Here is a 26,515-nt window from a genome sequence, read left to right on the forward strand (position 1 = left end):
TTCCTTTAGCACGGGGATCGCGAAGAGGGACGATTCCGTCGCCAGATTGGTCCATTCTCGGTTCACGGAGCCATCGCGACGCTGCCTTTGCTGCTTCGTCCTAGTCAGGGCAGCGTCATCGGCAACGCCATCGGGGAGGGGCCATTACCCCGCGGCCAGCCATTTGCGCGACTGGGCGAAAGCCTTGAAGGCCTTGGCCTCCATCGGGCGGCCAAAAAAATAGCCTTGCAGGATATCGCAGCCGAGCTCTTTCAGGATGCGCGCATGCTCCATCGTCTCAACGCCTTCGGCAACCACTTCGATACCGAGCGATTTGCCGATCTCGATGATCGACGCAACCAGTTGCCGCTGCGCCACCGAGCCGGTGATGGGTGTGATCAGTTGGCGGTCGATCTTGAGGCGGCGCGGCCGCAGCTTGAGCAGCGAGACGATCGAAGCATGGCCGGTGCCGAAATCGTCGATCTCGATGTCGATGCCGAGATCCTTGATGTGCTCGATGTTCCAGGTGACCAGATCGTCGTTCTCGTCGAGGAAGATGGACTCCACCAGTTCGAACGACACGGTTCCCGGCTTGATGTCGAGCTTGCGCAGGCCCTCGATCAAGTCCTTGTCCTCCAGGCGCCTGGCCGAGACGTTGACCGACACGCGCGGGATGTTGAGGTGGCTGCGCGACCAGCGCTCGAGATTCTCCAGCGCGTGTTCGAGGACGATGCGGTCGATCAGCGCCACGACATTGAGTTCTTCGGCCACCTTCAGATAGGCGTCGGGGGCCAGGATGCCGCGTCGCGGATGCTTCCAGCGCGACAACGCCTCGACGCCGACGATCTCGAGCGTCCTGGCATCGAACTGCGGCTGGTAGTAGGCGGTGAATTCGTGCCGCTCCAACCCGCCCAGGATCTCGTCGGCGGTCTGCTTGGTCCGAACGATCTCGCTCTGCAGCTCTTCGTTGAAGAACTCGTAGCGGTTGCGGCCGCGGCTTTTCGCCCGGTAAAGCGCGAGATCGGCGTTGACGAGCAGTTGCCTGGCATCGACGCCGCTGTTGGCGGCAATGCCGATGCTCACTCCGAACCGGCACGGATGGCCGCGATAGTCGACAGGCTGGCGCATTGCCTCGATGATGCGGTCGGCCAGCGCCGCGAGCTGTTCGTCGTCACGCCCATGGCTCACCACGACGAACTCGTCGCCGCCGATGCGCGCAACGAAATCGGCTGCGTCCGCATTGGCCTTGATGACATTCGAGGCATGCATCAGCATGGCATCGCCGGCGGCGTGGCCGAGCGTGTCGTTGATTTGCTTGAAGCGGTCGAGGTCGAGATGCAGCAGCGCCGTATGGCGGTCCGGTTCGCTGTTTTCGGCCAGCAGCTCGTCAAGATAGCGGCGGTTTGGCAGGCCGGTCAGAGAATCGTGCAGCGCCGCATACTCGATATGCGCCTTGGCAAGCTTCAGCTCGGCATTCTTCGATTCCGTCAATTGGCGCTCGCGCACAAGGGTCTCGTTGAGCAGCACGTCGCTGGTCACGTCCCATTCGGCGCCGATCAGCTTTGGCGTGCCGTCGATATCCTGGAAGAAGCTGGCGCGCGTGCGCACATGGCGGACCGTGCCGTCGGGGCGCAGGAGCCGGTATTGTGAGGAGTAGAGGCCTTTTTTCGCGGTGGCCAGATCGAAGTCCCGCAGCGCCCGACCGATGTCGTCGGGATGGATCGTCTGCGCCCAGTCATCATAACCGCGCGGCTTGCCGTCGGCTGGCTTGCCGTAGATTTCGTTGACGCGGTCATCCCACAGCATTTTGTTGGTGGCGAGGTCGTGTTCCCATACCCCGATGCCCGAGGCTTCCAGCGCCAGCTCCAGGCGGCCGGACAGGCGTCTGAGCTCGGCATAGTGTTTCTGCCTTTCGCCGAACAGCCGCCCGGCAACGAGGATCGGCAGCACCACCAGCGCGCCGGCGAGCGTCATGAGCGCCCTCAGCAGCCACTCATTCTTCGGAGCGGCTGGCCAGCCGCCCTTGGGTATGGCCGAAATCCGCCAGGAGCCTGAAGGCAGCTGCACATCGGCGGACACGGGGTTGCCGGCCACGACATTGTCGCCGCCGAAGAAGCGTTCGCCGCCGCCGCCCAGCGCATCCGCGCCGGTGAGCGCGACATCGATGTCGAGATCGGGGTTGGTCAGCCCGCTCGCCGCGTAGAGCCTGTCGACATCGACCACCGCCGAGACGATGCCCCAGAAGCGGTTGCCGCCGCGCGCCGTCGGCACGAAGACCGGAATGCGCCCGATGAAGCCGCGACCGCCTTGAGTCAGATTGACCGGCCCGGCAAACACCAGCACGTGCAGGTCGCGCGCCCGAAGCGCTGCCTTGCGTTGGGCCTCGTTCTTGCGATAGTCGAGCCCGATCGCCTTCTCGTTGCCTTGCATCGGGTACATCAGCGAGATGACGAGATCGGGCGCGCCGGCGATGTTGCGCAATTGCGATTTCTGCTGCAACAGATTGCCCGCGAGTGAGGCAAATCTCTGCTGGCCCATATAGGGCTCCGTGACGATGGTCGAGACGAGGCCCTGAACAAGCTGGAGATTTCCGCCTATGTTGCCTTCGAGCTTGGCGCGGATGATGTTGACCTTGGCCAGCACATCGGCGCGCGCCAGTTGATCCGAGACCCTACTGTTCTGCTGGTCGGCAAAGACGGCGCAGGCCAAAAGCACGACAAAAGCAATCGCCGCCGGCAAGTTGGCGGACGAAAAAACCGCCTGTCTCAAGCGGCCGAGACTGAGTTCCGTCGTAACCAATTCGACCCAAATACCTCTCTTGAACAACAGCCCACCGGTCGAATCTAGTAGCAAACGCTTAAATTTACCCTTCCAGGCTGGCGGGAAGTTTCAGTATCTGCCTATGCTGGCATTTCGGTTTGCAGGCTGGATCAGGCGCAATGGACCTGCGCTAAAGATTCGCCTCGGCGAAGATGCGCGACGCCCAGTCGAGGAAGACGCGAAGGCGCGGCGAGAGCTGTCTGTTTTGCGGGTAGAGCGCCGACAGCGGCGTCGGCGATGGCAGGCAGTCGGCCAGCACCTCCACGAGTGTCCCATCGGCCAGATCCTTTTCGAAGCGATAGCGCGGCGCCTGGATGAGGCCGAGCCCGAGCCGTGCCAGATCGGCGGCGGTGTCGGAATTGTTGGCGGCGACGCGGCCCGGCAGCCTGACCTCGCGGGTCTTGCCGCCGACGGTGAATTCGAACGGAAGGATCTCGCCGGTGCGCGACGAGACGAAGCCGACCGCCTGGTGGCCATCGAGCGCATCGGGGGAGGCGGGTGTGCCGTGCCTTTCGAGATAGGCGGGGCTGGCGCAGGTGATCTCGCGGATGACGGCCAGGCGGCGCATGATCATGCCGCTGTCGGGCGGCTCGCCAACGCGGATGACGCAGTCGACGCCCTCGCGCACGAGATCGACCAGCCGGTCGCTCTGGCCGATCTGCAGGTCGATGCGGGGAAAGCGGGCAAGGAACTGTGGCAGGCGCGGCAACAGGAAGGTGCGTGTGAGCAGCGTGCTGGCGTCGATGCGCAGCAGGCCGAAAGGCTCCGCGTTGCGGAAGGCGGCCTCGGCATCCTCGATCTCGGCCAGGATCGACAGGCAGCGCCGATAGTAGGCTTCGCCGTCCTGCGTCGCGTTCACCTGCCGCGTCGTTCGTTCCAGAAGCCGCGCGCCGAGATGCTCTTCCAGCCGCCGGATCGCTTCCGTCGCGGTTGAACGCGGCAGGCCGAGATCGGCCGCGGCAGCGGTGAAGCTGCGCCGCTCCAGAACGCGAACAAAGAGCCGCATCGTGTCCAGCCGATCCATGGCCTTTGTTCGCAGTTTCCGAATAGTGATGTCAATAGGCGGCTGATTATCCCGAATTGACTTTGCCTATATCCGTGTCACCAACAGCACGGAGACACTTCCATGACATCTAACCACACCAGAACGGCGATCGTGACCGGCGCCTCCAAAGGCATCGGCGCCGCCATCGCACGGCGGCTCGCCCGCGACGGCGTCGCCGTCGTCGTCAACTATGCACGGGGCCGCGCGGAGGCCGAAGCGATTGTGCGCAGCATCGAAGCCGGCGGCGGCAAGGCGATCGCCGTTCAGGCCGATGTCGCCGATCCGAGCGGCATCGCAGCGCTGTTCGACGCCGGCGAAAAGGCGTTCGGCGGCATCGACATCCTCGTCAACAATGCCGGCATCATGAAGACGTCGCCGATCGCGCAGACCGACGATGCTTCGTTCGACACGCAGATCGCGATCAATCTCGGCGGCGTTTTCCGCGGCATGCGCGAAGGGGCGCGCCGGCTTCGCGACGGCGGCCGCATCGTGAATTTCTCCAGCAGCGTCGTCGGCCTCTACCAGCCGGGTTACGGCGTCTACGCCGCCACCAAGGCGGGCGTCGAGGCGATGACCCACATCCTGGCCAAGGAGCTTGGAGCGCGCCGCATCACCGTCAACGCGGTGGCGCCCGGACCGATCGAGACCGCGCTGTTCATGGACGGCAAGAGCGAGGCGCAGATCGAAGCCATCGGCAAGATGATCCCGCTCGGACGGCTTGGCCAGCCCGACGACATTGCCGGACTGGTCTCGTTCCTGGCCGGGCCGGACAGCTTCTGGGTCAACGGACAAATCATCCGCGCCAATGGCGGCGTTGTCTGAGGAGATGATCATGCAAAAGACAATCCTGATCACCGGTGCCTCCAGCGGCTTCGGCGCGATGACCGCGCGGGGGCTCGCAAGAGCCGGCCACATGGTCTATGCCTCGATGCGCGACCCCTTGGCGCGTGGCGGCAGCCGAGATGGAAGAATTCGCTCGCGACGAGGGCCTGGCGCTCAAGTCGATCGCGCTCGACGTGACCTCGGACGCTTCGGCCGACGCGGCGGTCCGGCAGATCCTCAACGAGGCCGGCCGGCTCGACGTGCTCATCCACAATGCCGGGCATATGGGGTTCGGGCCGGCCGAGGCGTTCTTGCCCGAGCAACTGGCGCAGATCTATGACGTCAATGTCGTCGGCACGCAGCGCGTCAACCGTGCGGCCTTGCCGCACATGCGCTCGCTCGGCCGGGGGCAGATGATCTGGGTCGGCTCGAGCAGCACGCGCGGCGGCACCCCGCCGTTCCTGGCGCCCTATTTCGCAGCCAAGGCCGGCATGGATGCGCTGGCGCAGAGCTATGCGCTGGAACTCGCCCGCTTTGGCATCGAAACGACGATCGTCGTGCCGGGTGCCTTCACCAAGGGCACGGAGCATTTCGACCATGCCGTAGCGCCGGCCGATGCCGCGCGTGTCGGCCACTACTGGTCCGGCCCTTACGCCGGTGTCGACCAGCAGGTGCTGAAAGAGCTGGCTGCACTGGAGCCGGCGGACGCCGATCCAGCCAAGGTCGCTGACGCCATCGTCGATCTCGTCGCGATGCCGCATGGAAGCCGGCCGCTGCGCGTCCACATCGATCCTTCCGATGACGGCGCAGCGATCGTCAACGGCGTTGCCGACCGCGTACGCGCGCAACTCGTGGAACGGATCGGCCTTGCCGACCTGCTCCATCCCAAAGCCTGAAATCCACCCTCAAGAGACAGGAAAACGATCATGCCATTCGCCAACATCAAGATGCCGCAGGCCGCTCTCTCCAAGGCGCAGAAGGAAGAACTTATCCATCGAACCACAGCCATGTTCGTCGACTTCTTCGGCGAGGGGGTGCGCCCTTACACGATGGTGCTGGTGGAGGAGGTCGCCGATGGCGGCTATGGCCGCGCCGACGAAGTGTTCATCGTGCCGGAAGCCTATCGCGCGAAGGAGTAGCGCAAGGCAAGCGACGGCGGTTCGAATTCCCGCACGCACCCGTCATATGGCGACTGGTCGCTGCGAACTGCAACGTTCATCCCGGCTGCCGATGTCTTGTTGCGTCTCGGCTTCCCAAACACCGATGCCCCCATTGGGTGACATGCATTAGGCGGGGTCCGGGTGAACGGTCCCTGGCTGTCCACCTGTCACACCCCTGTTCAGGCGTCTCGGGACACCGCGCTCAGCGACTGCGATACAGTCTCATCCGCGTGTATCAAGCTGCATCTGCCGCTGCAAAATGCGCCATCTGGTCTTCGTATGCCTTCACGAAGGCAGGCCGGGCCGTGGCGCGCGCGACGTACCCGCGACAGGCGGGATAGTTCGCCAGCCCGTCGAACCGATCGACGAGGCGCAACACGTCCGCCATCAAGATGTCGGCGACGGAGAAACTCTGGGCGAGCCATTCGCGCCCCGCCAGTACCGGTTCCATGTGCTGGAGCCGGTGAACCTTGAGGAACCCGTCCATCATCTTCCAGGCCGCCGTGTCGTGGCTCTCCCCCGAGAACACCAATATGGACCAGGGCAGGCTCGCCGCCTCGACCGAATTCAGGGCCGCGAACAGCCATTCCTTGGCGTCGCTGCGACCGCGCGGATCGGCGGGCAGCAGCGCATCGCTACGCTCGCCGAGGTGCAGCAGGATCGCGCCGCTCTCGAAGATCGAGATGTCTCCATCGGTCAGCCACGGCGCCTGCCCAAAGGGTTGATGCGCGAAATGCTCGGCCCTTCGATCGCGGAAGGGCGTGCTCTCGACGCGGTAGGGCAACCCGGCCTCTTCCAGCGCCCAACGCACCCGTATGTCACGCACATAGCCGCGCGGCGTTTCGGGAACCCAATCATAGGTGGTGAGGATCAGGTCGACCATTCGGCATCTCCAAGGAAAATAGGCAGCTTGTCGAGGAGACCTCTCCAGCCTTCCTCATGACTTTTGCGCGCATCTTCGTCGGGCAGATGCTCGTGGAGCAGCGTCAGTTCCGTGCCGCCGTCAAACGGCTCAAGCAGAAACGTTACCAGTGACTCTCGTTCTGGCATTCCGGGCCATTCCCAGGTGAAGACCAGCTTCTTCTCGGGAACCACGTCCTGATAAATCCCGGTGGGATTGTGCTCATCGCCGTTGAGCAATCGGAATACAACGCTAAATCGACCCCCCGGTCGCAAGTCGACATCGGCCCTGAGCGTTGGCCCCGCATCGGGACCCCACCACTGCATCATCAATGCGGGCTGCGTGATCGCCGCCCAGACCTTGGCGGGCGAGGCTTTGATCCTGCGCACGATGGTCACGCTCGGGAGGCGGCCGATCATCGTTCGCCACCCTCTTCCACGAGCGTGACAAGTCGATCGAGGCTTACCGTCCAGAGGCGTTCATACCGGTTGAGCCACGCCATCGCCTCTTGCATCGGCGCGACCGCGAGATGAACCGACACGGTCCGACCGGTTTTGGTCCGCGTGATCAATCCCGCATCGGACAGCACATCCAGATGCTTCATCATTCCGGGAAGTTTCAGCGAAAACGGCCGAGCCAGCTCGCTCACCGACAGGCCGGGTTCGTCCATCAACTGCAGCAGGATGCCCCGCCGCGTGGGGTCGGCGAGCGCCCGGAACGTGCGGTCCATACCGGATGATTTATGCTTCACCATATAGCGAAGTATCTATCGTTTACCCTGGCGGAGTCAACCATTGGATATCTCGCTAGAACCATTTGCACGACGTCTTGGGTGGAGTTGGCTCGGCGAAGCCGAGACCCAAGAGGTGGCCTTTTCGCAAGCGCAGGCCTTCGCCGCCTCAACCGCTCTTCGTCGTATCAACCCACTCAGCCGCCACTTCGGCAAACATCCAGTCGCGGAACGCCCTGATCTTTTTCTGGCGCAGCGCGCCATCGCGATAGACGACGTAGTAGCGCGAGGCGGATTTCAGCGCGAGGTCGAAGGGACGAACCAGCCGCCCCGCGGCAAGATCGGCCGAGACCAGCGCGCTTCGGCCGAGCAGCACGCCTTCGCCGTGCACAGCGGCCTCAACGGCAAAGGTGGCGGAATCGAAGCGCACGCCGCGTTTGGGGTCGACATCGCCAACGCCGGCATGTTGCAGCCATGTTGCCCAGTCGATGCGAAAGGCATCATGGATCAGCTTGTGATGCCTGAGATCTCCGGGCAGGCGCAACGGATGTTCGCCTTGCAGCAGCTCCGGGCTGCAGACGGGGAAGACCTCTTCATCGGCAAGAAATTCCGCCGTCACCCCGGCATAGCCGCCTTTACCGTAACGGATGGCGATGTCGATGCCGTCGCTGACGAAATCGGAAAGCACGCCCGAGGTCGACAGCCGCACGTCGATATCGGCGTTGGCGCGATGGAAGCGATGCAGCCTCGGCACCAGCCAGCGGCCGGCAAAACCGTCCGATGTGCTGACATTGAGGATGCCCGTGGTGCGGTCAGGCGTGGCGGCGATGGTGGCGGCGGCGATCTGGTCCAGCGCCGTCCTGACTTCCGACGCGTAGGCGGCGCCCAGCGGGGTCAGGCGCACGGACCTCGTCCCCCGATCGAAAAGCTGAATGCCCAGCCTGTCCTCGATGTTGCGGATGGCGCGGCTGACCGCGCCGTGGGTCACGTTGAGCTCACCCGCCGCCTTCGAGAAACTCAGATGCCTGGCGGCAGCCTCGAAGGCGGGCAGGGCAGTGAGGGGCGGCAGTCTGCGCGGCATGATCCACCTGTGAGCATTACTCACAAATCCTGCACAAAGAGTCGTTTGTCATCCAGCCCGGAAATGTCCAATCTATAGGTCTAGCAGCGCATCCAGATCGGATTTCCCATCTCGCCGCTGCGCTGAACGACCAGAAACAGTGTGAGCAATCGTCATGCTCGTCCATCGCGGACGGCGTCGGCACGCCTGCGCCCAGCGAAACACAGGAGACGAACAATGAACCCGACCCTCGAATCCATCAGCGCCGCGATGAGCGGCCTTGCACGCAGAACCACGGCAGTCGTCGAGCGCCGCCGCATGCTGCGCCGGGTAGCGCGCTTCTCGGACCATCGTCTGCACGATTTCGGCCTCGAGCGCGACTGGGACGGCTCCATTCTGCGCAATGGGAGGGCGATATGACCAGCACCCTGATCATCGGCGCAACGGGGCTCCTCGGCAGCGAGATGGCGAAGGCCAGCGGCCACAATGGCGATCGCCTGCACGTTCTGGTTCGTCCAGCAACAGCCGGGAATGAAGAGCGGCTGCGCCCGCTGAAGGAGCTCGGCGCTAAAATCCATGTCGGCGATCTCGACGACTATGACAGCCTCGTTCGCGCTGCCGGCGCGGTGGATCGCGTCATCAGTTCGGTGCATGTGGATTCGGCCAGCGAGATGACGCTGGTGCGCTCGGTTCGCGATGCCGGCGTCTCCCGCTACGTGCCTTCCGCCGGCTTCGGCCTCGACTTTGCCGCCGCCGCACCGGGCTCGGTTCCATCGCTCGATCTCAAGCGAGCCGTGTTCGACGCGATCAGGCAAGCGGATCTGCCCTATACGGTGATCTACACCAACGGCTTCTTTTCGACCTGGGTGGCGACGCTGGGCGATTTGATGCGCTTCGGCTCGTCGCCTCTGCCTCCCGAAGAGGTGACGCTTTATGGCGACGGCAATGTGCCGGCGACGTTCGTCAGCGAGAAGGACATCGCCGCGGTTACCTTGCGTGCGCTGAATGACCCCGATGCCCTCCGCAGCGAAATCCGGATCGCCCAGAACCGGACAACCCAGAGCGAAATGATCGACCTGTGGCGCCGGGTGAGCGGCCGTTCGCCGCGCATCGTGCGCCAGGGTGGGGCGCAGCTGGAGACGATGATTGAGACAGCCCCCTGGCTCGGACTGCTGCGGGCGTTCTGGATTCGCGGCGAGACGGCGCTTGAGACGACCACGCCGGAAGCGGGTACGCTGTATCCGGAGCTGGCTTTCGAGACCCTCGAGAGCGCGTTTATGGCGATGGCTAGCGCAAAGGGCCAGGGTTGAGCGAGGCGCTGAAGCTGCCAATCTCCACCCGTGTGGGGGAGATGCCCGGTAGGGCAGAGGGGGGCGCTGTCCCGCCGATCTGTCTCGATCAATCGCGCTGCGCTCTCACGCCGGTCGGCAGGAGAAACGGCGTGGCGATCTGCTCTGTAGTGGAGGTTGGCGCTCTACGGCGCCCCCCTCTGGCCTGCCGGCCGTTCGTCGTTCGGAAAGCCAAGCAATTGGCTTTCCGTCCGCTTCGCGGACCAATCCTCAACCCCCACAAGTGGGGAGATCGGCAGCTTCAGCGCCCCTTCCGCTTCTCCACCTCGGCCTTCCTCAGAAGGAACCGCTGGATCTTGCCGCTCGGCGTCTTCGGCAGTTCGCTGACGAACTCGACCTCGCGCGGATAGGCGTGGGCCGAGAGGCGCTTGCGGACATGCTGCGCCAATTCCTCGGCCAGCGCCTCGCTGCCTTGAAAGGCAGGCGCCAGGATGACGAAGGCCTTGACGATTTCGGTGCGCTGCGGATCGGGCACACCGACCACCGCTGCCTCGTTGACCGCCGGATGTTCGATCAGCGCGCTTTCGACGTCGAACGGGCCGATGCGGTAGCCGGCCGAGGTGATGACGTCGTCGGCCCGGCCGATGAAGCTGATCGACCCATCGGGCTCGAACTCGACCGTGTCGCCGGTGCGGTAGTAGCCGCCCGCCATGGCCGGGGTTTCGGCCTGATGATAGCCGCCGAACCAGCGCAGCGGCGAGTTGGCGATGTCGACGGCGAGGACGCCGGGCTGGTTGGGGCCAAGCTCGTTGCCGGCCTCGTCGAGCACGACGATGCGGTAGCCCGGCATGGCAAAGCCGGCCGAGCCGTGGCGCACCTGGTGCGACAGGCCGTGATGGTTGTTGACCATCATGCCGTTCTCGGTCTGGCCGTAATGGTCGTGGATGGGGGCGGCGAGATGAGCGTCGAACCAGCGGATCACTTCCGGGTTGAGCGGCTCGCCGGCGCTGCTCACCACGCGCAGGCGGCCCTTGACGCTGGCGGCCGACGCGGCGCCTTCGGCCAGCAGCAGGCGGAAGGCGGTGGGCGAGCCGGCAAGGCTGGTGACGCCGAGGCGCTCGATGATGTCGTACGTGCTCCGGGCGGTGAAGGCGCCCTCGTTGAGGGTCGTGGCGATGCCAAGCAGCAAGGGGCCCGTGATGGCGTAATAGAGGCCGTAGGCCCAGCCGGGATCGGCGATGTTCCAGAAGACGTCGTCGGGCCTCAGCCCGATGGCATCGCGCATATAGGTGCCGAAAGCCATCAGCGCGCTGAGCGGCACCGGCACGCCCTTGGGGAACCCTGTCGTGCCCGAGGTCGACATCATCATGAATAAATCGTCGCCCTTGCGCATCACCGGCTGGCACTCGGGCGAGGCGGCGGCAAGGGCGGCGCTGAAATCGATGTCGCCGTCCGGCAAGGCTTCGCCTGCTGCAAGGACGGTCGCGACCCGAGGGCAATCCTCCACCTCGTCGAGCTTGCCGCGATTGGCTGTGTTGGTGACGACGAGCTTCGCGCCGCTGGTCTTCAGCCGGTGGTCGATGGCCTTGGGGCCGAAGGCGGTGAACAGCGGCTGGTAGACCGCGCCGATGCGCCACGTGCCGAGGATGAGCGCCACCAGTTCGGGAATGCGCGGCAGCATGCCCGCGACGACATCGCCGGGGCCGACGCCGGTCTGTTGGAGGACATTGCCAACGCGCGCGGACATGTCCTTGAGGTCATCGAAGGTGAATTCTCGCAACTCGCCGCCGGCGGAGATGGCGCGCAGCGCCAGCCGGTGCTGGCCGGTGTGGCGATCGCAGCATTCGATGCATGCATTGATGCCTGTGGCGGGATCGCCCTGAAGTTTTGCGATCTCATCCTCGATGCGAAAGCGCGCGACGGCGTCAATGTAGCGCGGCCGCGCCGCGGGTGTGTTGGTCATGGCAGTCCTCCCTGGCAGCGGCGCATCTCCCCATGCGGCGCTGTCGCGTGTGAGCTTGCCCGAAATTGTGGCGGTGGTCGATGCGGCGAAAGTTGATGGGGACAGGTTGGCGCTTGAACACCCCCCTCTGTCCGGCAGGATAGAGGGGGGTGCGAGAAGGATCGCGGCGCTGACGATCTGCGTGGTTGACCCAATCTGTCATCCAGCGGATAGGTCCGGCCCAAATATACTCGCTCGAGAAATCCCATGACTTCAGACACCAAGCTCTACCACGCACCCGCCGCCGCCCCCGACACCGCCTGGCAGGCGGACGTCCGCGCCGGCGTCCGCCACGTGCGCGACCTCGACCGCCTGCCGCTGTCACCCGCCGAGCGCGCGGCGACGCAAGCCGCGGCGGCGAACCACAAGGTGCGCGTTCCAAAAGCCTATCTCGACCTGATCGACTGGAACGATCCCGCCGACCCGATCCGAGCGCAGGTCATCCCGTCTCCGGATGAATTGGTGAAAACGGAGGGCGAGCTCGACGATCCGATCGCCGACCATGACTTCAGCCCGGTGCCCAGGCTCACGCATCGCCATGCCGACCGGGTGCTGTTGTTCCCGACTTATCAATGTGCGGTCTATTGCCGGTTCTGCTTCCGCAAGGAGTCGCTGACCGCGATCGGGAGAGGCTATACGCGCGAGGCGCTGGAGCCGGCGCTCGCCTATATCGCCGAGCATCCCGAAATCCGCGAGGTGATCCTGACCGGCGGCGATCCACTGTCCTTGCCCGACAAGGCGCTGGTTGAAATCCGCGCTCGCATCGAGGCGATCCCGCATGTGCGCCTCCTGCGCATCCACACGCGCGTGCCGGTGGCGTTGCCGTCGCGCATCACGTCTGGGCTGGTCGAGGCCTTGCAGGGCCGGCCGATGGTCACAATCGTCACCCATTTCAACCACCCGCGCGAGATCACCGACGCCACGGAGGCGGCCTGCCGCACGCTGCGCCAGGCCGGCTTCGTGCTGCTCAACCAGAGCGTTCTGCTGAAGGGCGTCAACGACACGATCGAGGTGCTGGAGGAGTTGTGCCGCGAGCTGATGTACCGCCTCGGCGTCAAACCCTATTACCTGCATCATGGCGACCTCGCACGCGGCATGGCGCACAGGCGCACGACGATTGCGCAGGGACAGGCGCTGGCCGGCGCGCTGCGGGCGCGGCTGTCGGGTATCTGCAACCCCGTCTATGTGCTCGACCTGCCGGAAGGCGGCGGCAAGGTGCCGATCGGACCTTGTTATGTCGAGGGAAGGCAAGAGGAGAGCTGGCGGTTGCGTGGGCTCGATGGCGAGGTGAGGGAATATACTGAGGTGGTGGCGGAGTAGAAACGCTACCGCGCCTCTCGCTCGACAAACGCCAGCACCACCACGCGCGGGGCAACGCAGTATGCGAGGCTGACCTTGCGGCCTGTCTTCGTTGTCGCGTGGCCTGCGTTCAGGTCGACGGTGATGTCCTCATAGCCCAGCACCTCGCGATCGAGCGGATAGGAGGCCTTGTAGACGGCTTCCTTGGCGGCAAAGAGGATGCGGCCGGCAAGATGCAGGTCCGCGGCGTCTATCCTGTCCGCAGGGGTTGCAACGAGCGCGAGGATGTCGTCCGGCAGAGGCTGCGCGGGCTCAACGTCGATACCCAGCGCGCTGATATGGCCAATGGGCGCCACCGCCGCCACGGCCATGTCGTCGTCGTGGGCGAGCGAACCCGTGATCCCGTCGGGCCAGACCGGCGCGCCGGTTGGCGCGCGCAGGATGGCGGCGTCGCTGACCCCAAGCTCAGCCAGCAGTCCGTGCGCGATCCAGCGGGCCGCTCCGCTTGCGCGCCGCATGGCCGGTTGGCGCGCGGGGATCGAGTGTGCTTCCTCGGGCAGCAGATGGGCCTCGTCGCCGTCGCGTATCACCCGGCATCCGATCCGGGCATTTTTGGGCGCAATGGCGATCATCGCCTGCAGCAGGGATGTTTGCGCAAGCGTGATTTCTGGGGACCGCATCACGGATCGTCCGTCCGTGCGGCGAAGGCGATATCGGCGATCATCTCTCCGTCCTCGTCGAGCCCTTCTTCGACGAAACCGGCGCTGCGATAAAGGTCTCGGGCCGCGTCATTGTCCGGTTCGTAGCAGATCGAAACGTGGCTGACGTGGCCGAGCCCCTGGATTTCGTCCAGCACTTCACGCAGCGCGGCCTTGCCGTAGCCTCTGCCCTGAGAGGCGCGGTCGATCATGAAACGGTAGATACGCGCCTCGTCGTCATCCCGCGGCGCATCGTACATCAGGAACCCGACGACACGGGTCCCGGCCACGACGACGCGTGGCCGCGCGTCCTCGTCGGTTTCGGCTTCTTCAGCGACTCCGCATTGCTGGCGACGAAATCCATCTGCTCCGGAGCGAGTTCCAAGGCCGCGACCAGGGCCAGGTTGGCCTCGGTCGCTGCAACAAGAAGGATTTCGCCAGTCTTCAAGCCGATACCTTGGAGCCATCGTCCGTGATCGGCTCGACGAAGCGATGTAGCTTGGCCGGGTTGCCGCGCCATATGGAGTTGGGCTCCAGCTCTTCGCCCTTCATCACGAAGGAGTCGACATCGACCACCGACCCTTCGCCCATCACGACGCCGTAATGGACAAAGGCTGAGGGTCCGAGCGTGCAGCCCTTGCCGATGCGGATGAAGTCGGACTTGAACGCGCCTTCCTCGAGCGAATGGGCCTGGATGACGCAGCCCTCGTTGAGGGTGGCGTCGTCGCCGATCTCCACCAGGGAGCGTTCGGTCAAATTGCTGCCGCCGTCATAGACACGGCTGCCGACCTTGACGCCCAGCAGGCGCAGGATCATCGGCCGAAACGGCGTGCCGGCGAACAGGCGCACGATCGGCGAATCCGCCAGCTTCCAGTGGCGTTCGTGGCGCCAGAAGGCGACGTCGTAGATCGTCGTCATCTGCGGCTTCAGTCTGCCAAAACCAAGGCTTGCCCGCTCGACCAGGATGTAGAACGGAATGGTGATCGCCGAGGTCAGGAGCACGGCGACGAACAGCGCGACCTCCGCCCATTCGGTGTAGTAGTTCAGCGCCCGGTCCCAGATCGCCAGCGTGGCGAACAGCATGACCCATTGCGTTGCCACGAACAGAAGGATCGTCACCAGGTTGTGGCGGTTCTTGTGCGGGATGCGCCGGCGGCGGTCGTCCTCGTCGACGCCAGCGATAAGCTCCTTGTCGCGGTTCACCATGCGCGGGATTTCAAAGGCAGGCGAACCGAGAAGCCCGACATTCTCGCGCAGCGGCCCATCGATGGGGATCATCACCTTGGTGCCGAGCAGGACGTTGTCGCCCGTGCGCCCGTCCGGCGGATAGTAGATGTTGTTGCCGAGATAGTTACGCTCGCCGATGCGCGTCGGCTCGAGCCGGAACGCCGAGGCGGACTTGTGCATGTTGATCATGAAAAGCCCGTCCGACACCATGGTTTCGGTGCCGATCTCGCACAGAAGCGGGTTTTCGTGCTGCTGGTTGCTGCCGAAGTTGGAACCGGTCTGCACCACCTTGTTGAGGTTCCAGCCGATGGCGCGCATGTAGTGGACGATTGCCGAGCTGTCGCCGAACAGGAGGCCGAGCACGCGGGAGTTGCTCGAGAATTCGGCGACCGTCTGCAGCCAGTAGCGGAAGCCGTAAAGCGTGTAGGTGCGACCTGGCTTCAGGATCAGGTTTGTCAGGCGCGGCACCAGCGTCGCCGCCAGGAAGGCCACGGCGATGTAGCCGAAAAGCGTCACCGTGGTGCCGATCGCGACGATGCCGATCGTCTCCTGATAGTCGTCGCCGACATTTTCCCAATAGCTGTGGAACAGCAGCGGCAAAGGGGTGACGATGGCAAACAGGCCAATCAGCTGAACCGCTTCGAAGAGGAAGCGCCGGATGTTGGATGGATCGACATTGCGCACCTTGCAATAGTCCGCCGTGGTCGGCACGGCCGGCGATCCATGCCAGCGTTCGCCGTCCGGGATGCTTTGCCCGCGGTGCAGCGAGGAGGAATGGCCGAGCTGGGCGCCGTCGCCGATCCTGGTGTCGATGTCGAGCGTGGAGCCGACGCCCACGAAGGCATCGCGGCCGATGGTCAGCGGCCCGGTGTGGATATAGCCCGACTGGGCCCGGTAGCCGAGGATCATCGATTCCTTGCGCAGGATGGTGTTGGCGCCGATCGAAATGAGATCCGTGCAGACGGGCACGGATTTCGATTCGATGACGGCGTTCTTGCCGAGCCTTGTGCCCAGAAGCTGCAAATAGAAGCTGTAGAGCGGGCTGCCGCGGAACAGCACGACGGGCGCGGTGCGGATCAATGTCTTGACCACCCAGAAGCGGAAGTAGCGCACACCCCAGATGGGAAACGCCTCGGCCTTCCAGCGGCCGATGAGCACCCATTTGGCGATGACGGCAAAGCCCGACATGCCGAAGAACACGGCGGCCGAAAGCGCCACGCAGCGCAGGTACAGCTGCAGCGGATTGTCGAGCGCGTCATACATCCAGTTGAGGCCGTCGTTGATCGCCCACAGGGCGACATAGCTGTAGAGCCCGTAGAACAGCAGCTGTGCCGCGCCGCAGGTCCAGTAGGCAAAGTTCGATGCCCGGCGGGTGAGGACAGGCTCGTTGGTGGCCGTCGTCATCTCGTCCGCCACGCCCAGATGCCGCGCCAGGCGCGCCACGGTCGGATGGAGATAGATGTCGCGCATCGACGCCGTCGCCCATTCCTTCCTGGTGCGCAGGCGGGCGCAGAAATGCGCCATCAGCAGCGAGTTGGCGCCGAGATCGTCGAAGAAGTTGTCCTCGACGGACACCTCGTCGAATTTCAGCACGGTCGCCAGTGCTTCGGCCAGGAAACGCTCGTCGTCATTGCCGGGCGCCACCATGGTGCGATCGGCCGAAAGCCGGATGCTCGTCGGCTTTGGCAGCTGGCGTAAATCCACCTTGTTGGAGACCGTCATCGGGATCGCCGGCAGCTCCTCCAGATAGGAGGGCACCATGTAGTCGGGCAGCCGCCGCTTCATCGTCTGGGCGAGATCGGCGCGGGAGATCGCTGCTACGCCGGCTTTGGATGCGTAATAGGCGACGAGCTCGACGCGGCCGGGCTCGATCTCCCAGGTGGTGACTGCAGCCTGCGCGATCTCGGGCTGGTCGAGCAGCACCGCCTCGATCTCGCCGAGCTCGATGCGGTAGCCGCGGATCTTCACCTGGGTGTCGATGCGGCCGGCATACTCGATCTCGCCCTGGGCGTTGATGCGGCCAAGGTCGCCCGTGCGGTAAATGCGCCTGGACGGGTTGTTCGGCAGGCCGAGAAAATCGGCAATGAATTTCTGTTCGGTCAGGTCCGGCCTGTTGAGATAGCCGACCGCGAGCCCGATGCCGGCAATGCCGATTTCGCCCAGTTCGCCAGGCTCGGCAAGCTGTGGCAGCGAAGCGTCGAGAATGACGATCGAGTAGGTCGGCAGCGGCGCGCCGATGGTCACCGGACTGTCCGGCGTCAGCGCGCCCATGGTTGCCGTGACAGTCGCCTCGGTCGGGCCATAGGTGTTGAGGATCTGCCGCCCTGGCTTCGACCAGCGCACCACCAGATTGTGCGGGCAGGCCTCGCCGCCCACCAGAAGCGTGCGCAGGCTGGGCACGTCCGATGTCATCGACGACAGAAGCGTCGGGCTGCAGGCCATGCAGGTGATGTCATGTTGGCGCAGGAAGTCGGCCAGTTCCTCGCCCACCAACGGCATCTGGCCCGGCGCCGGCACCACCGTCGCGCCGGCGACGAACGGCACCCAGATCTCTTCGGAGGAAAAGTCGAAGGCGATGGTCATGCCCTGATAGACACGATCGCCCGGCCGGTAGCCGTAGGAGGCGGCGGCGACCCGGATGAAGTTGACGAAGCTCTGGTGGTTGATGACGACGCCCTTGGGCTTGCCTGTCGTGCCCGAGGTGTAGAGGATGTAGCAGGTGTCGTCGGCAGAAGCGGTCTTGGCATGCGGCTTCAGCGGCGCGCTGGACTGTTTGGAGATTTCGGCGGCCGCGCTGTCGATCAGCAGATGCGGAACCGGCAGTTGACCGGCGCGCGACGCATAGGCGGCGATGGTGACGATCAGGCTCACGCCTGCGTCTTCGATGATGAGCGTCATCCGCTCCTCGGGAAACGCGGTGGCCAGCGGCACGAAGGCGGCACCCGCCTTCATCACCGCCAGAAGCGCGACATAGGTCTCCGCCGAGCGGTCGAGAATGAGCCCGACGCGGTCGCCCGGCCGCACGCCGCGCTTGGCCAGCAGGCGGGCGAACTGGTTGGCGCGGCTGTCCAGCTCCTGATAGGTCCAGACCCGCCCGTCGGAGATCACCGCCGGCAAGGCGGCGAATGTCTGCGCGAGCTGTTCGAAGGCCGTGTCGAGCCGCTCGCCGGGCAGGCCTTGCCGGGCAAAGTCGGCGCCCGTCAGGATCTGGCCGCGCGCGACTGTCGCGGGGGCCGTTTTTACCAGCGCATCGATGCTTGCCAGGCCGGTTTCCGGCCGGCTGCCCGGTCTTGCCTCGTCCAGTTCGGCGATATCGATACCGTAATCCATTTCCATACTTTCCCGTCCTGGCCGGGCATCGCCCGGCATGGCCATTTTCCGGCAGCTGCCGGCGGCTTATGCCATCCGATCTTTTCGCCAGTTTTTCCGAACTGTTGAATATTGTTTCTGAAGTGTGTCTGGGCGCTCGTCCGGGCTGACCTACGCGGCCTTGCACGCTGGCGCTGCCAGGCGCCACGGTTGATGAACGCTCGCTTGCCTGGAACCAGTCTTCACGCCCCGCATTCTATTAGACGAGGCTCAAGGAGAGTGGCATGAAAGCGATTTTGGGATTGGTTGGTGGCTTCGTGCTGACCCTTGCGGTCTTCGGCAGCGGGCTCGTCTTCGCTGCCTGGCTGCTTGCCTCCAATCCCGTGCATCAGGCAGGGCCCGTTGCGAGCGTGGCGGAGCTGTGGACGAGGAGCGCGCGGCCGGTGAACACGTCTACGCAGAGCCTGGAGCGGGTGCCCGCCGCGCAGCCCGCGGCGCCGGATGCCGCCGCCAGGTCGCAGGCGGCGCCGCCGGAAACCGATTCCACCTTGACCGGCGCGGTGGCGACCGCCGCGGACGAGGGGGCCGTGCTGCCGGCTTCCCATGTCAGGTGGTGCGCGAGCCGCTACCGCTCCTACAATGCGGCAGACAACAGCTACATGTCCTATAGCGGCCAGGAGCGCCCGTGCGTCTCGCCCTATCTCGACACCGCCGCCGCTCACGACGGCGGGGGGCTTTCAGCCAATGTCAGCTATGTCTCGGCGGACAATGCTTCCCTGGTCGCCACGACTGGGCTTTCGGCCGACCACGTGGACTCCTGCTTCAGCCGCTACCGCTCCTACCGGCCGGACGACAACAGCTACCAGCCATATTCCGGTGGACCAAGACGTCAGTGCGAGTAGGCGCCACCTGCTGCTTTGCCATCGCCGGTGCGGGCTGCATTTCGCTCGACCGGCTGGTCGCCGTACCTGCGGCAACGGCGACCAGGAAATGGTCAAGCTGGCGATTGAGAACCTGTTCTCAGTGGATGTGAGGCTGCCGGTTCAGGGGGTGCGCTGACCCCTGCTGCCCGCAGTCGCCGCTTTGCGGCCGAATTCAACGCAGAATTCCACTCTTGCAATGGTTGCTACCACGCCGGTTCCCACGCCGGCACAAACACTACGCCCCTATAAGACGCCCCAACAGCGCAGCAACGAACCAGGACGGTCGTGCGCTGACAACCTGCCGTCGCGGATCCCGTGGGGATCGCGGCTGGCCGGTCTCGCCCGAAGAGCGAAAGACAGCCTCATGAACGCGATGCGGGCGGCGCGTCGAGGCCGATGTCAACTTTCAAAAGATGGAGACTTGAAATGAAGAAGATCATTCTCAGCATTGCCGCGTTCCTGTTTGCCTCCGGCATGGCTTTTGCCGGCAGCGACCACTTTGGCTCGGACTTCATCCCTGCCGCCAGCAGCTATCCGACTGCCGGTTCGCATTCGATGGTCTCCGGCGGCGCGGTCGGCGTCACCACGAGCATCACCGACAGCGCGGTGGAGGCAAATGCGACCTCCGGCATGCCTGCGCCGGGTTATGGCCAGGGCATCTGGGGCCGCTGACACCAAGGCCGGCCGCCACGGCCGGCATCCAGGCGGCGGACCGCCGCCTGGGCTGCGAACTCAGGTCAACAACAGGCCTGACGACGGCGAGTCCGGCGGAGTCGGCAGCTTCGTTCATGGGGCTTGATAGGAATTTATTCTTGACGCTGTGAGGGCAGCTATGCTACATGTCCGCCCATGGTGTTGATCTGCACCAGTAACCCGCCCGCACAGGCGGGTTTTTGCGTTCCATGCTTCGTCAACCAACGCGCCGGCGCCCTAACCCGCTAACCCGGATACTTGCGCTGCTCTCCCCTTGTTGGCCCTTGGGGAGGTGAAGTCTCCGCCGTAGGGCTTCGCGCGTGATCACGCAAATTTTTTGGATCGTTCGGTTTGGTGCGGCGTTCTTCCCTGACGCAAAGGAGGAATGACCATGGGCGACGACCGGCACGAGAAGATCCAGAAGCGCGCATACGAATTGTGGGAACGCGACGGCGGTGGCGATCCGGAGCGGCACTGGTACCGGGCCGCGGCCGAGATCGACAGGGAGGCTGCGCTGCCGCTGACGGCGGACGATGCGCTGCCGCAAACCCGCGAGATCGCCAGCTCCGATGTGCTTACCGTAGAGGAACTGGCGGTGCGCACCGGCATATCCGGCGACGAGGCGCAGGAACTGCTCGACAGGCTGGGCAGCGACCGCGCCGCGACCGAGCAAGCCGCCCGCAACCTCAAGGGGAAGCGGCGGTCTTAGCCAGGGAGAGACCAATGATCCGGAAACTCAAGGACGGAAAATATCGCCTCTATTCACGCAAGAAGGACGAAAAGACCGGCAAGCGGCGGAACCTGGGCACGTTCGATACGCGCGAGGCGGCGGAGAAGCATGAGCGGGAGGTGCAGTATTTCAAGCGGCATTGAACGATGCACCGCTGACCAATTGCCATGCCGCGCGGCCGGCCCGGCATGACAATTGTCGCCACTTCGCTGGCCTCCCGCAGGCTTCCCGACTCTCCTCAAACGATCTTGATGCGCCGCGTCACCTGGCCATTGCTCTCCCAGTATGTGTGCTTCTTGGCAATCAAGGGATCGTCCATTGCCGGTTGAACCTGCCCCGTGGTGCTGACCGCGCGCGAGGTCACCGTGTGCTCTCCCGGCGAGGGGTTTGCCCAGGGCATGGACCAGATTTTCCAGGCGTGTTCGGCCTCCTCGCTGTGGTCGATGGTCGCCGGCGCCCAGGGCGCTTGATCGATTTGCACTTCGACCCGGTCGATCGGTGCGCCCCAAGCCGCGCCGACGATGGCGTAGTCGGAGCCTTTCTTGGTGACCTTCGCGGGTGCCGACTTCAGCAGCGCCCGGCCCACCGAGGTCTCGGCCCATACGGTCTCGCCATTGTGGTCTTCCTCCCGGATGGTGACATAGTCGCGGGCCATCAGAAGGCTCATGAAGCGGGTGTCGCGAACCTCGATGCGCTTCAGCCACTTGACGTTGGCGATCCCGTACCAGCCCGGAGCAATGAGCCGCAGCGGGAAGCCGTTGGGCGCCGGCAAGGCGGCGCCGTTCATTTCGTAGCAGAGCAGATTGGCGGGGTTCATCGCGTCGGCGAGCGCCATGCTGCGCGCGAAATTCTGCTTCATCTTCACGTCGCGTATCGCGACCTCGCTTTCGTCAGTGCCGAAAAAGACGACCTCGATGCCCTCTTTCAGAACGCCGGCTTCCTCGAGGATAGGCGCGAGCGGTGTCCCTGCCCATTTGGCATTGCCGATGCCGCCGGTGAAAAAGGGAAACCCGTGGTTGCCCGAGCATTCCACCGTGAAAACGACCTCCTGGCGCGGCCGTGCCCTGATGTCGGCGAGCGTCAGCTTCAGGGGCTTCTTGACCAGGCCCTCGATCTCCATGGACCATGTCTTCTCGTCGATCGTCGGTCGATTGAAATGCGAGATGCTGAAGAACTTTTCGTTTGGCGTTATCCAGCTATCCAGATCCTCCCAGACAAGCTGCGTCTTGATACCTTCCGGATTGGGGTTTTCGGTCGGCTGATCCAGCCACGGAACAACTTCCTCGCCCGCCTGTGTTGGAAAAGCGTAAGCGCGACGCGAGAGAGCAGCGATTGCGACAAGAGCAGCACTTCCTTGAACAAGAAATTCCCTGCGTTGAAAGCTATGCATGTTGGTTACCTCCCAGTTGATCCGGAACAGGCTGCAACGTGCGTTAGGCCGTAGCCTGATCACGGATAGGCGACAATGAAAGTACTCCCCATCCGGAAGTATCCGGATAGGTCGGACAATCACCGACGCACCTCAAGCATGTGAAGCGTTGGGCGAAACTCTAGCTGCGTTTCGCAATCCAAGAGTGCGCCTTTGAAAAGGACATGTCCACAACTTGGACGGGACATGATGACTTTGTGGCATTCTGGAGAGATTTCCTCAAAAAATTGCTGCTCAGATCGCAACCGGCCGGCCGGGCCTTCGGTGGCGCCGGCCATCATTGATCAGGGCCTGTTCCTCGCCGTCCGTGCACTTTGCCAGAACCAGATTGCGAGCGAGCCGGATCGCCCACGGATCTGTGTTTCCACAGGTCCTTTCAGGGTACCGGAGCTGAACAACGCGCAGTCGCGGCCGGCGACATCGAGCATCTTGTCACTCACCGCGACGTCGGCATTGTGGTCGGCTGCGATCTCCATCAAGCGACTGGCAACGTTGACAGTGTCGCCTATGGCCGCGATGTGCTGGCGGCCTTCGCTGCCGAGTCGAGAGGCCACGATCGTCCCGTGGTGGGCTCCAATCTTGAAGCCGAGCCGGGATGCGGTCGATGCAGGCAACGAGGCGAGCCAATCGTTGGTGCGGCTGGAGAGTCCCACACAACAGCGGGCGGCATTGAAGGCGTCATTTGCCGCTGGTTCAGGCAGACCGAACAGGATCATGGCTCCGTCACCCATGAAACTCGTGACGACGCCACCGCAGCGCGTCACTTCTTCGTCGACCAACGCATGAAAACTGTTCAGCAGTTCGCGTGTGGCGATCGGGCCCAAGGATTCACTCAGTCCGGTGAAGCCGGATAGGTCGATGAACAGGATGGCGGCGTCTCCCCGGACGGGGTCCGAGAGGAAGTCGCCATGCCTGGCGAGCCACTCCCCCATGCCTGGGGCTTCAACGCGTTGAAGCAATTGGCTCTGCGTTGCGAAAAATTGGGCCCGGCTCCTGCCCAGCCACAGCTGCGCGGCCCCGAACAGGATAGCCGGCGGGATGGCGGCGGCCATCGGCAACGCGGCGCTCAGCCATATGTGGTGCGAGAAAGCGGTCATGTTGACCACGAACCAGATCAAGACCACGCCGGCGATCGCCGCGAGGCCGCTGGCGTTTCGCCGCCATGCCAACAGCCCCACGAGGATCATGGGCAGCACCGCTGCAAAGCCGGCATCCGCAAGCCGCACATACTGGTCCCGCACAGTTCCGTCGCCGGTCATCAGATGGGCAATCGCCGTCGACATGACTTCGACGCCCGGGAGTATGGGATCGAACGGTGTCGGGAAGACATCGCCGGTGCCGGTTGCGGTCGCTCCGATCACGACAACTCGATCCCGGATGGTGCCGGGATCGAGTTGGCCCTCCAGCACGGTCGCCGCGCTGATCGTGCGGATCGTGCCGCGAGGGCCGTAGAATGTCAGAGGCAGGATGTGACCAATGTCCGTCCGGATCGGCCGTCCGCCCAGGGACAGATGATCGGGTGCGATTTCCGGATCCCCGCCTGCCGCCATGGTGGCGACACGCAAGGAGAAAGACGCTTCCAGCCGGTCTCCGGCCCGAAACAGCAACGGCACGAAGCGGGGCGTTCCCGTCTTGTCGGTGACCACGTTGACGACGCCGACAGCGGCGGCATCCGAGAACGCTTTCAGGGGCCACAGAAACCGCTCGGCATTCGGCACGCGGGCGAGGGGCCCTTCGCCCTCGGCCACCGTCCATTGTTCACCTCCGGGGTAGACCGCCGCGGCGGCGATGACGCTTGCCCCCCTGCCCAGCGAACGCGCGAGCGCCTCATCATTGTCTTTTGCGCCGGGATCGACCAGCAGCAGGTCGAGCGCAATGGCTTTTGGTCCAAGGCCGGCTATCGTATCGACAAGCCGGGCAAGCGTGGCGCGGCTGAGGGGATATGTGCCCTCGTGCCGCACCGCTTCATCGTCTATGGCGACAATGGTGATCAGCTCCGGTGGCTTTGCCGGTCCTCGAACGAGCGTTCGAAGGTCGGTCATCGTTGCTTCGACGCGATCGAGAAACCACAGATGACCGCGCCAGTGCGCGAAGCCCAGGCCGGCGCCCCAAAGACCCGCGAGAATGAGCGCGATCAGCGTCGGAAGCGCCCGCCCGCCCACTGCGGCTCACAGGCCGAAACGGGCCAGCAATGCGGAAACGCGCTTGGCGGGCCAGCGCTTGACGGTCAGTGGTGCCGTTCCGGGCACGACGTCGACGCCTTCGCCCGGCGCAAGCACCACGCCGGCATCGGACGCCCGCCTGTGCACGGCGACGCGACCCCTGAGGACGAAAACAGACGTCTTGCCCTCGCCAGTGTCGATTGCCCATTTGGTGCCGCGCACCGCGGCGATCGCCTGCGGGGTGACAACCGCGAAGCCACCCGGGACCGACCCGACTGGTGCATCGAGCAGCAGCGCCTTGCGCCGCAATCTGACCCCGTCGGCCTTGCCGTTTCGATCGCCGTCCTCCAGCGTAAAACGAGCGCCTTCTTCCACAATGATGGTGAGGCCCTTCCGACATTTCAGAATCTGCCGGGCCGTACCGGCCACCGGCTCGAGCTTACACCCCGCGTCCTGCGCCAGGGCGGCATCCACCCGGAAGACACCGGCAAACAGGCCAGCCACCACCAGGCTGCGGAAAAATCGGTCCCTTGCGTTCATCGACGTCCCCCTTGCTCTTGCGAAATCTTGCGGCCAAGAAAATCTTGCCGCCGCCAGCCCGGCAGCATGCTTGCGAACCGCACTTGCAGCCGTGTTGCGCCGCGGCAGCATGCCGACCGGCAATCTTAACACGACAACCCGGCTCCGACACCAAGCAAGGGCACGATGCAAACCAAGCGCTGACGGCCCTGCCGTCACTCGCAAGATTTCTATGCCACGCGTGGTTGAGCCGGCCTGGGTTTGACCACGGTTGCGAATACGATGCCGGCGACGATGAAGGCCGCACCGACCAGATCGTAGTCGTGCAAGCCCTCGCCGAGCAGCAGATAGGCGAGCATGGCCACGAACACCGTCTGCAGGTAGAGCAGCATGCTTGCCCGGCTCGCGCCGAGCGTTTCCACGCTTTTGTTGTAGAGATAGTACATCAAGGCGCCGCCGGGGCCTGCCAGGTAGGCGAGCGCGAGAATGCTGTCGACGTCCATGACGGAGCGTTCGTCGTTGAACAATTCCCACACATGGAAAGGCAAGGCGACCAGCGCACCGGCGCCGAGCAGCAGCACGACCATCGGCAGCAGTTCGATGCCGAATTTGGCACGGCGCAAAAGCACGGTGTAGAGGCCCCAGCAGAACGCGCTGCCGACGATCCACAGCTCGCCGGCGTTGACCTTGAGTTGCAGCAGCGCCGTCAGGTTGCCGTGGGCAACGATGAAAATCATCCCGGCAAGCGCAACCAGCGCGCCAAGCGACTTCCACAGCCCGAGCGGTTCGCCAAGCACGAAACGGGCGAGCACCATCGTCATGACAGGCGACAGCGCCATGATGATGCCGGCCGTGGTGGCATCGGTGTGGTTGAGACCATGGTAGATCATGCCCTGGCAGAGCGTGAGGCCGATCGCCCCCACGACGACGACCTCCACGGCGCGCGTCCGCAAAAGCCCGATCATCGCCTCGTGATGACGGTGCACGATCGGCAGCAGGATGGCGCAAGCAAGCGTCAGCCGCCAGAAGCAGAGGCCCCAGGGCGGCATTTCAGGCGCCACCCATTTGGCCGCTATATAGACACCAGCCGAAAGCAGCCAGCACAGCACGGCGGCCGGATAGCCGGCCAGGGAGGGGCCGGCCACGGGTTGCGCGGCTTGATGCGCTATCGGCATTGCCTGCATGTCATGTCCTCCCCCTTCGATGACCTCGGCCAGCCAACATAACCTGTGTCGTTGGGTCGTGCATCCGTTTTGAAAGGCGAGAAGGGATCCGCGCTCGGCCGCCCTATGTCTTCGATGGAGCGAGGAGCTCTTGCTCGTGAGGGGATGCGACGACCGGAACGGGTCAATTCACGACATCTGACATTGGAAGTTCAACGTCCTGAAAGATGGAAAATACCGCCTCTAGTCGCGCGAGAAGGACGAAAAGACCGGCAAGCGGCGGAACCTCGGCACGTTCGATACGCGCGAGGCGACCGAGAAGCACGAGCGGGAGGTGCAGTATTTCAAGCTGCAGTGAGGGTAAGGGTGGTGGTGCTTGCGACGGGCAGTGGCGATGGCGATACATCCCATACCACCCTGAACGGGCTGACCTCAACTCCGCCAAGCGCAACAGCAGCAATGCGCCCAATCGCGGACGTTCAGGCAAACTTTGCCTCGATCCGGAAGCGGACGTTGGTGGCGTTCCATCAAACGGCGGCCTCGCGCCTAAGGCAA

Annotated in this window: 24 protein-coding genes and 1 pseudogene; 10 read left to right on the forward strand and 15 right to left on the reverse strand. The window is 64.2% G+C overall.

What is annotated here, in order from left to right; translation table 11 throughout:
• Positions 1-144 precede the first annotated feature (144 nt).
• Both ASD99_RS03330 and ASD99_RS03335 read right to left on the reverse strand, forming a co-directional pair.
• The gene (locus tag ASD99_RS03330) at positions 145-2,748 is read right to left on the reverse strand and encodes an EAL domain-containing protein (protein WP_200950963.1); all 2,604 of its coding nucleotides are present in this window, start codon (positions 2,746-2,748) and stop codon (positions 145-147) included.
• A 181-nt stretch (positions 2,749-2,929) separates the two neighbouring features.
• Positions 2,930-3,823, reverse strand: a complete 894-nt coding sequence (locus tag ASD99_RS03335; protein WP_057142732.1) for a LysR family transcriptional regulator — start codon at positions 3,821-3,823, stop codon at positions 2,930-2,932.
• 102 nt (positions 3,824-3,925) lie between these two features.
• Here ASD99_RS03335 and ASD99_RS03340 point away from each other — a divergent pair, with 102 nt between their 5' ends.
• The 3 genes and pseudogenes from ASD99_RS03340 to ASD99_RS03350 all read left to right on the forward strand — a co-directional run bounded on the left by ASD99_RS03340 (position 3,926) and on the right by ASD99_RS03350 (position 5,805).
• Positions 3,926-4,666, forward strand: coding sequence for an SDR family oxidoreductase (locus tag ASD99_RS03340; RefSeq protein ID WP_057142733.1), 741 nt, complete (start codon positions 3,926-3,928; stop codon positions 4,664-4,666).
• Positions 4,667-4,673: 7 nt separating this feature from the next.
• Positions 4,674-5,562 (forward strand): annotated as a pseudogene (locus tag ASD99_RS03345) (SDR family oxidoreductase).
• Between the two features lie 30 nt (positions 5,563-5,592).
• Positions 5,593-5,805 (forward strand): tautomerase family protein, encoded by a 213-nt coding sequence (locus ASD99_RS03350; protein WP_056591653.1) that lies wholly within the window; start codon positions 5,593-5,595, stop codon positions 5,803-5,805.
• 256 nt (positions 5,806-6,061) lie between these two features.
• On the opposite strand, the gene ASD99_RS03355 is transcribed toward ASD99_RS03350, so the two are convergent.
• From ASD99_RS03355 to ASD99_RS03370, 4 genes are all read right to left on the reverse strand, one after another.
• Positions 6,062-6,709, reverse strand: coding sequence for a glutathione S-transferase family protein (locus ASD99_RS03355; protein WP_057142734.1), 648 nt, complete (start codon positions 6,707-6,709; stop codon positions 6,062-6,064).
• Complete coding sequence (locus ASD99_RS03360) at positions 6,697-7,146, reverse strand: SRPBCC family protein (protein ID WP_056591657.1); 450 nt, start codon at positions 7,144-7,146, stop codon at positions 6,697-6,699. Before ASD99_RS03360 ends, ASD99_RS03355 begins: the two co-directional genes overlap by 13 nt.
• Positions 7,143-7,481 (reverse strand): ArsR/SmtB family transcription factor, encoded by a 339-nt coding sequence (locus ASD99_RS03365; protein ID WP_057142735.1) that lies wholly within the window; start codon positions 7,479-7,481, stop codon positions 7,143-7,145. Before ASD99_RS03365 ends, ASD99_RS03360 begins: the two co-directional genes overlap by 4 nt.
• 145 nt (positions 7,482-7,626) lie before the next feature.
• Complete coding sequence (locus tag ASD99_RS03370; RefSeq protein WP_057142736.1) at positions 7,627-8,538, reverse strand: transcriptional regulator GcvA; 912 nt, start codon at positions 8,536-8,538, stop codon at positions 7,627-7,629.
• A 216-nt stretch (positions 8,539-8,754) separates the two neighbouring features.
• Here ASD99_RS03370 and ASD99_RS03375 point away from each other — a divergent pair, with 216 nt between their 5' ends.
• Positions 8,755-8,937, forward strand: a complete 183-nt coding sequence (locus tag ASD99_RS03375) for a hypothetical protein (RefSeq protein ID WP_056591666.1) — start codon at positions 8,755-8,757, stop codon at positions 8,935-8,937.
• On the forward strand, positions 8,934-9,827 hold the full coding sequence (locus ASD99_RS03380; protein ID WP_057142737.1) for an NmrA family NAD(P)-binding protein: 894 nt from the start codon (positions 8,934-8,936) through the stop codon (positions 9,825-9,827). Before ASD99_RS03375 ends, ASD99_RS03380 begins: the two co-directional genes overlap by 4 nt.
• 280 nt (positions 9,828-10,107) lie before the next feature.
• On the opposite strand, the gene ASD99_RS03385 is transcribed toward ASD99_RS03380, so the two are convergent.
• A complete protein-coding gene (locus tag ASD99_RS03385) occupies positions 10,108-11,769 on the reverse strand; it encodes an acyl-CoA synthetase (RefSeq protein WP_057142738.1) in 1,662 nt (553 codons plus the stop codon).
• 246 nt (positions 11,770-12,015) lie between these two features.
• Between ASD99_RS03385 and ASD99_RS03390 the strand changes: the two genes are divergently transcribed.
• Positions 12,016-13,128 carry a KamA family radical SAM protein gene (locus ASD99_RS03390; RefSeq protein ID WP_057142739.1) on the forward strand — a complete coding sequence of 371 codons (1,113 nt, stop codon included), beginning with the start codon at positions 12,016-12,018 and terminating at the stop codon, positions 13,126-13,128.
• Between the two features lie 5 nt (positions 13,129-13,133).
• Here ASD99_RS03390 and ASD99_RS03395 read toward each other — a convergent pair whose 3' ends face one another.
• Genes ASD99_RS03395 through ASD99_RS03405 form a run of 4 tightly spaced genes read right to left on the reverse strand, consistent with a single transcriptional unit; the run spans position 13,134 to position 18,368 of the window.
• Complete coding sequence (locus ASD99_RS03395; protein WP_057142740.1) at positions 13,134-13,787, reverse strand: 4'-phosphopantetheinyl transferase family protein; 654 nt, start codon at positions 13,785-13,787, stop codon at positions 13,134-13,136.
• Entirely contained in the window at positions 13,787-14,095 is a 309-nt protein-coding gene (locus tag ASD99_RS03400; protein WP_320410754.1) for a GNAT family N-acetyltransferase, read from the reverse strand. The genes ASD99_RS03395 and ASD99_RS03400 overlap by 1 nt, the downstream gene beginning before the upstream one ends.
• Positions 14,065-14,253: a hypothetical protein gene (locus ASD99_RS35250; protein ID WP_320410755.1), complete on the reverse strand. Its 189-nt coding sequence runs from the start codon at positions 14,251-14,253 to the stop codon at positions 14,065-14,067. Before ASD99_RS35250 ends, ASD99_RS03400 begins: the two co-directional genes overlap by 31 nt.
• Positions 14,250-18,368 carry a Pls/PosA family non-ribosomal peptide synthetase gene (locus ASD99_RS03405; RefSeq protein ID WP_057142741.1) on the reverse strand — a complete coding sequence of 1,373 codons (4,119 nt, stop codon included), beginning with the start codon at positions 18,366-18,368 and terminating at the stop codon, positions 14,250-14,252. The genes ASD99_RS35250 and ASD99_RS03405 overlap by 4 nt, the downstream gene beginning before the upstream one ends.
• 257 nt (positions 18,369-18,625) lie before the next feature.
• Here ASD99_RS03405 and ASD99_RS03410 point away from each other — a divergent pair, with 257 nt between their 5' ends.
• The 4 genes from ASD99_RS03410 to ASD99_RS34030 all read left to right on the forward strand — a co-directional run bounded on the left by ASD99_RS03410 (position 18,626) and on the right by ASD99_RS34030 (position 20,830).
• A complete protein-coding gene (locus ASD99_RS03410; RefSeq protein ID WP_057142742.1) occupies positions 18,626-19,243 on the forward strand; it encodes a BA14K family protein in 618 nt (205 codons plus the stop codon).
• A gap of 447 nt (positions 19,244-19,690) precedes the next feature.
• The gene (locus tag ASD99_RS03415) at positions 19,691-19,936 is read left to right on the forward strand and encodes a hypothetical protein (protein WP_056591687.1); all 246 of its coding nucleotides are present in this window, start codon (positions 19,691-19,693) and stop codon (positions 19,934-19,936) included.
• Positions 19,937-20,348: 412 nt separating this feature from the next.
• Complete coding sequence (locus ASD99_RS03420; protein WP_057142814.1) at positions 20,349-20,666, forward strand: DUF2934 domain-containing protein; 318 nt, start codon at positions 20,349-20,351, stop codon at positions 20,664-20,666.
• 14 nt (positions 20,667-20,680) lie between these two features.
• Complete coding sequence (locus ASD99_RS34030) at positions 20,681-20,830, forward strand: hypothetical protein (RefSeq protein WP_023677295.1); 150 nt, start codon at positions 20,681-20,683, stop codon at positions 20,828-20,830.
• A 95-nt stretch (positions 20,831-20,925) separates the two neighbouring features.
• Here the strand turns inward: ASD99_RS34030 and ASD99_RS03425 are convergent, their stop codons facing one another.
• The 4 genes from ASD99_RS03425 to ASD99_RS03440 all read right to left on the reverse strand — a co-directional run bounded on the left by ASD99_RS03425 (position 20,926) and on the right by ASD99_RS03440 (position 25,981).
• Positions 20,926-22,077, reverse strand: coding sequence for a sulfite oxidase (locus ASD99_RS03425; protein WP_057142743.1), 1,152 nt, complete (start codon positions 22,075-22,077; stop codon positions 20,926-20,928).
• Between the two features lie 323 nt (positions 22,078-22,400).
• The gene (locus tag ASD99_RS03430) at positions 22,401-24,278 is read right to left on the reverse strand and encodes a CHASE2 domain-containing protein (protein WP_057142744.1); all 1,878 of its coding nucleotides are present in this window, start codon (positions 24,276-24,278) and stop codon (positions 22,401-22,403) included.
• A gap of 6 nt (positions 24,279-24,284) precedes the next feature.
• Complete coding sequence (locus ASD99_RS03435) at positions 24,285-24,818, reverse strand: FecR domain-containing protein (RefSeq protein WP_056592199.1); 534 nt, start codon at positions 24,816-24,818, stop codon at positions 24,285-24,287.
• Between the two features lie 209 nt (positions 24,819-25,027).
• Entirely contained in the window at positions 25,028-25,981 is a 954-nt protein-coding gene (locus ASD99_RS03440; RefSeq protein WP_057142745.1) for a DMT family transporter, read from the reverse strand.
• Between the last annotated feature and the right edge of the window lie 534 nt (positions 25,982-26,515).

Source organism: Mesorhizobium sp. Root695, assembly GCF_001428185.1.
In the GTDB taxonomy this organism is placed as follows: domain Bacteria; phylum Pseudomonadota; class Alphaproteobacteria; order Rhizobiales; family Rhizobiaceae; genus Mesorhizobium.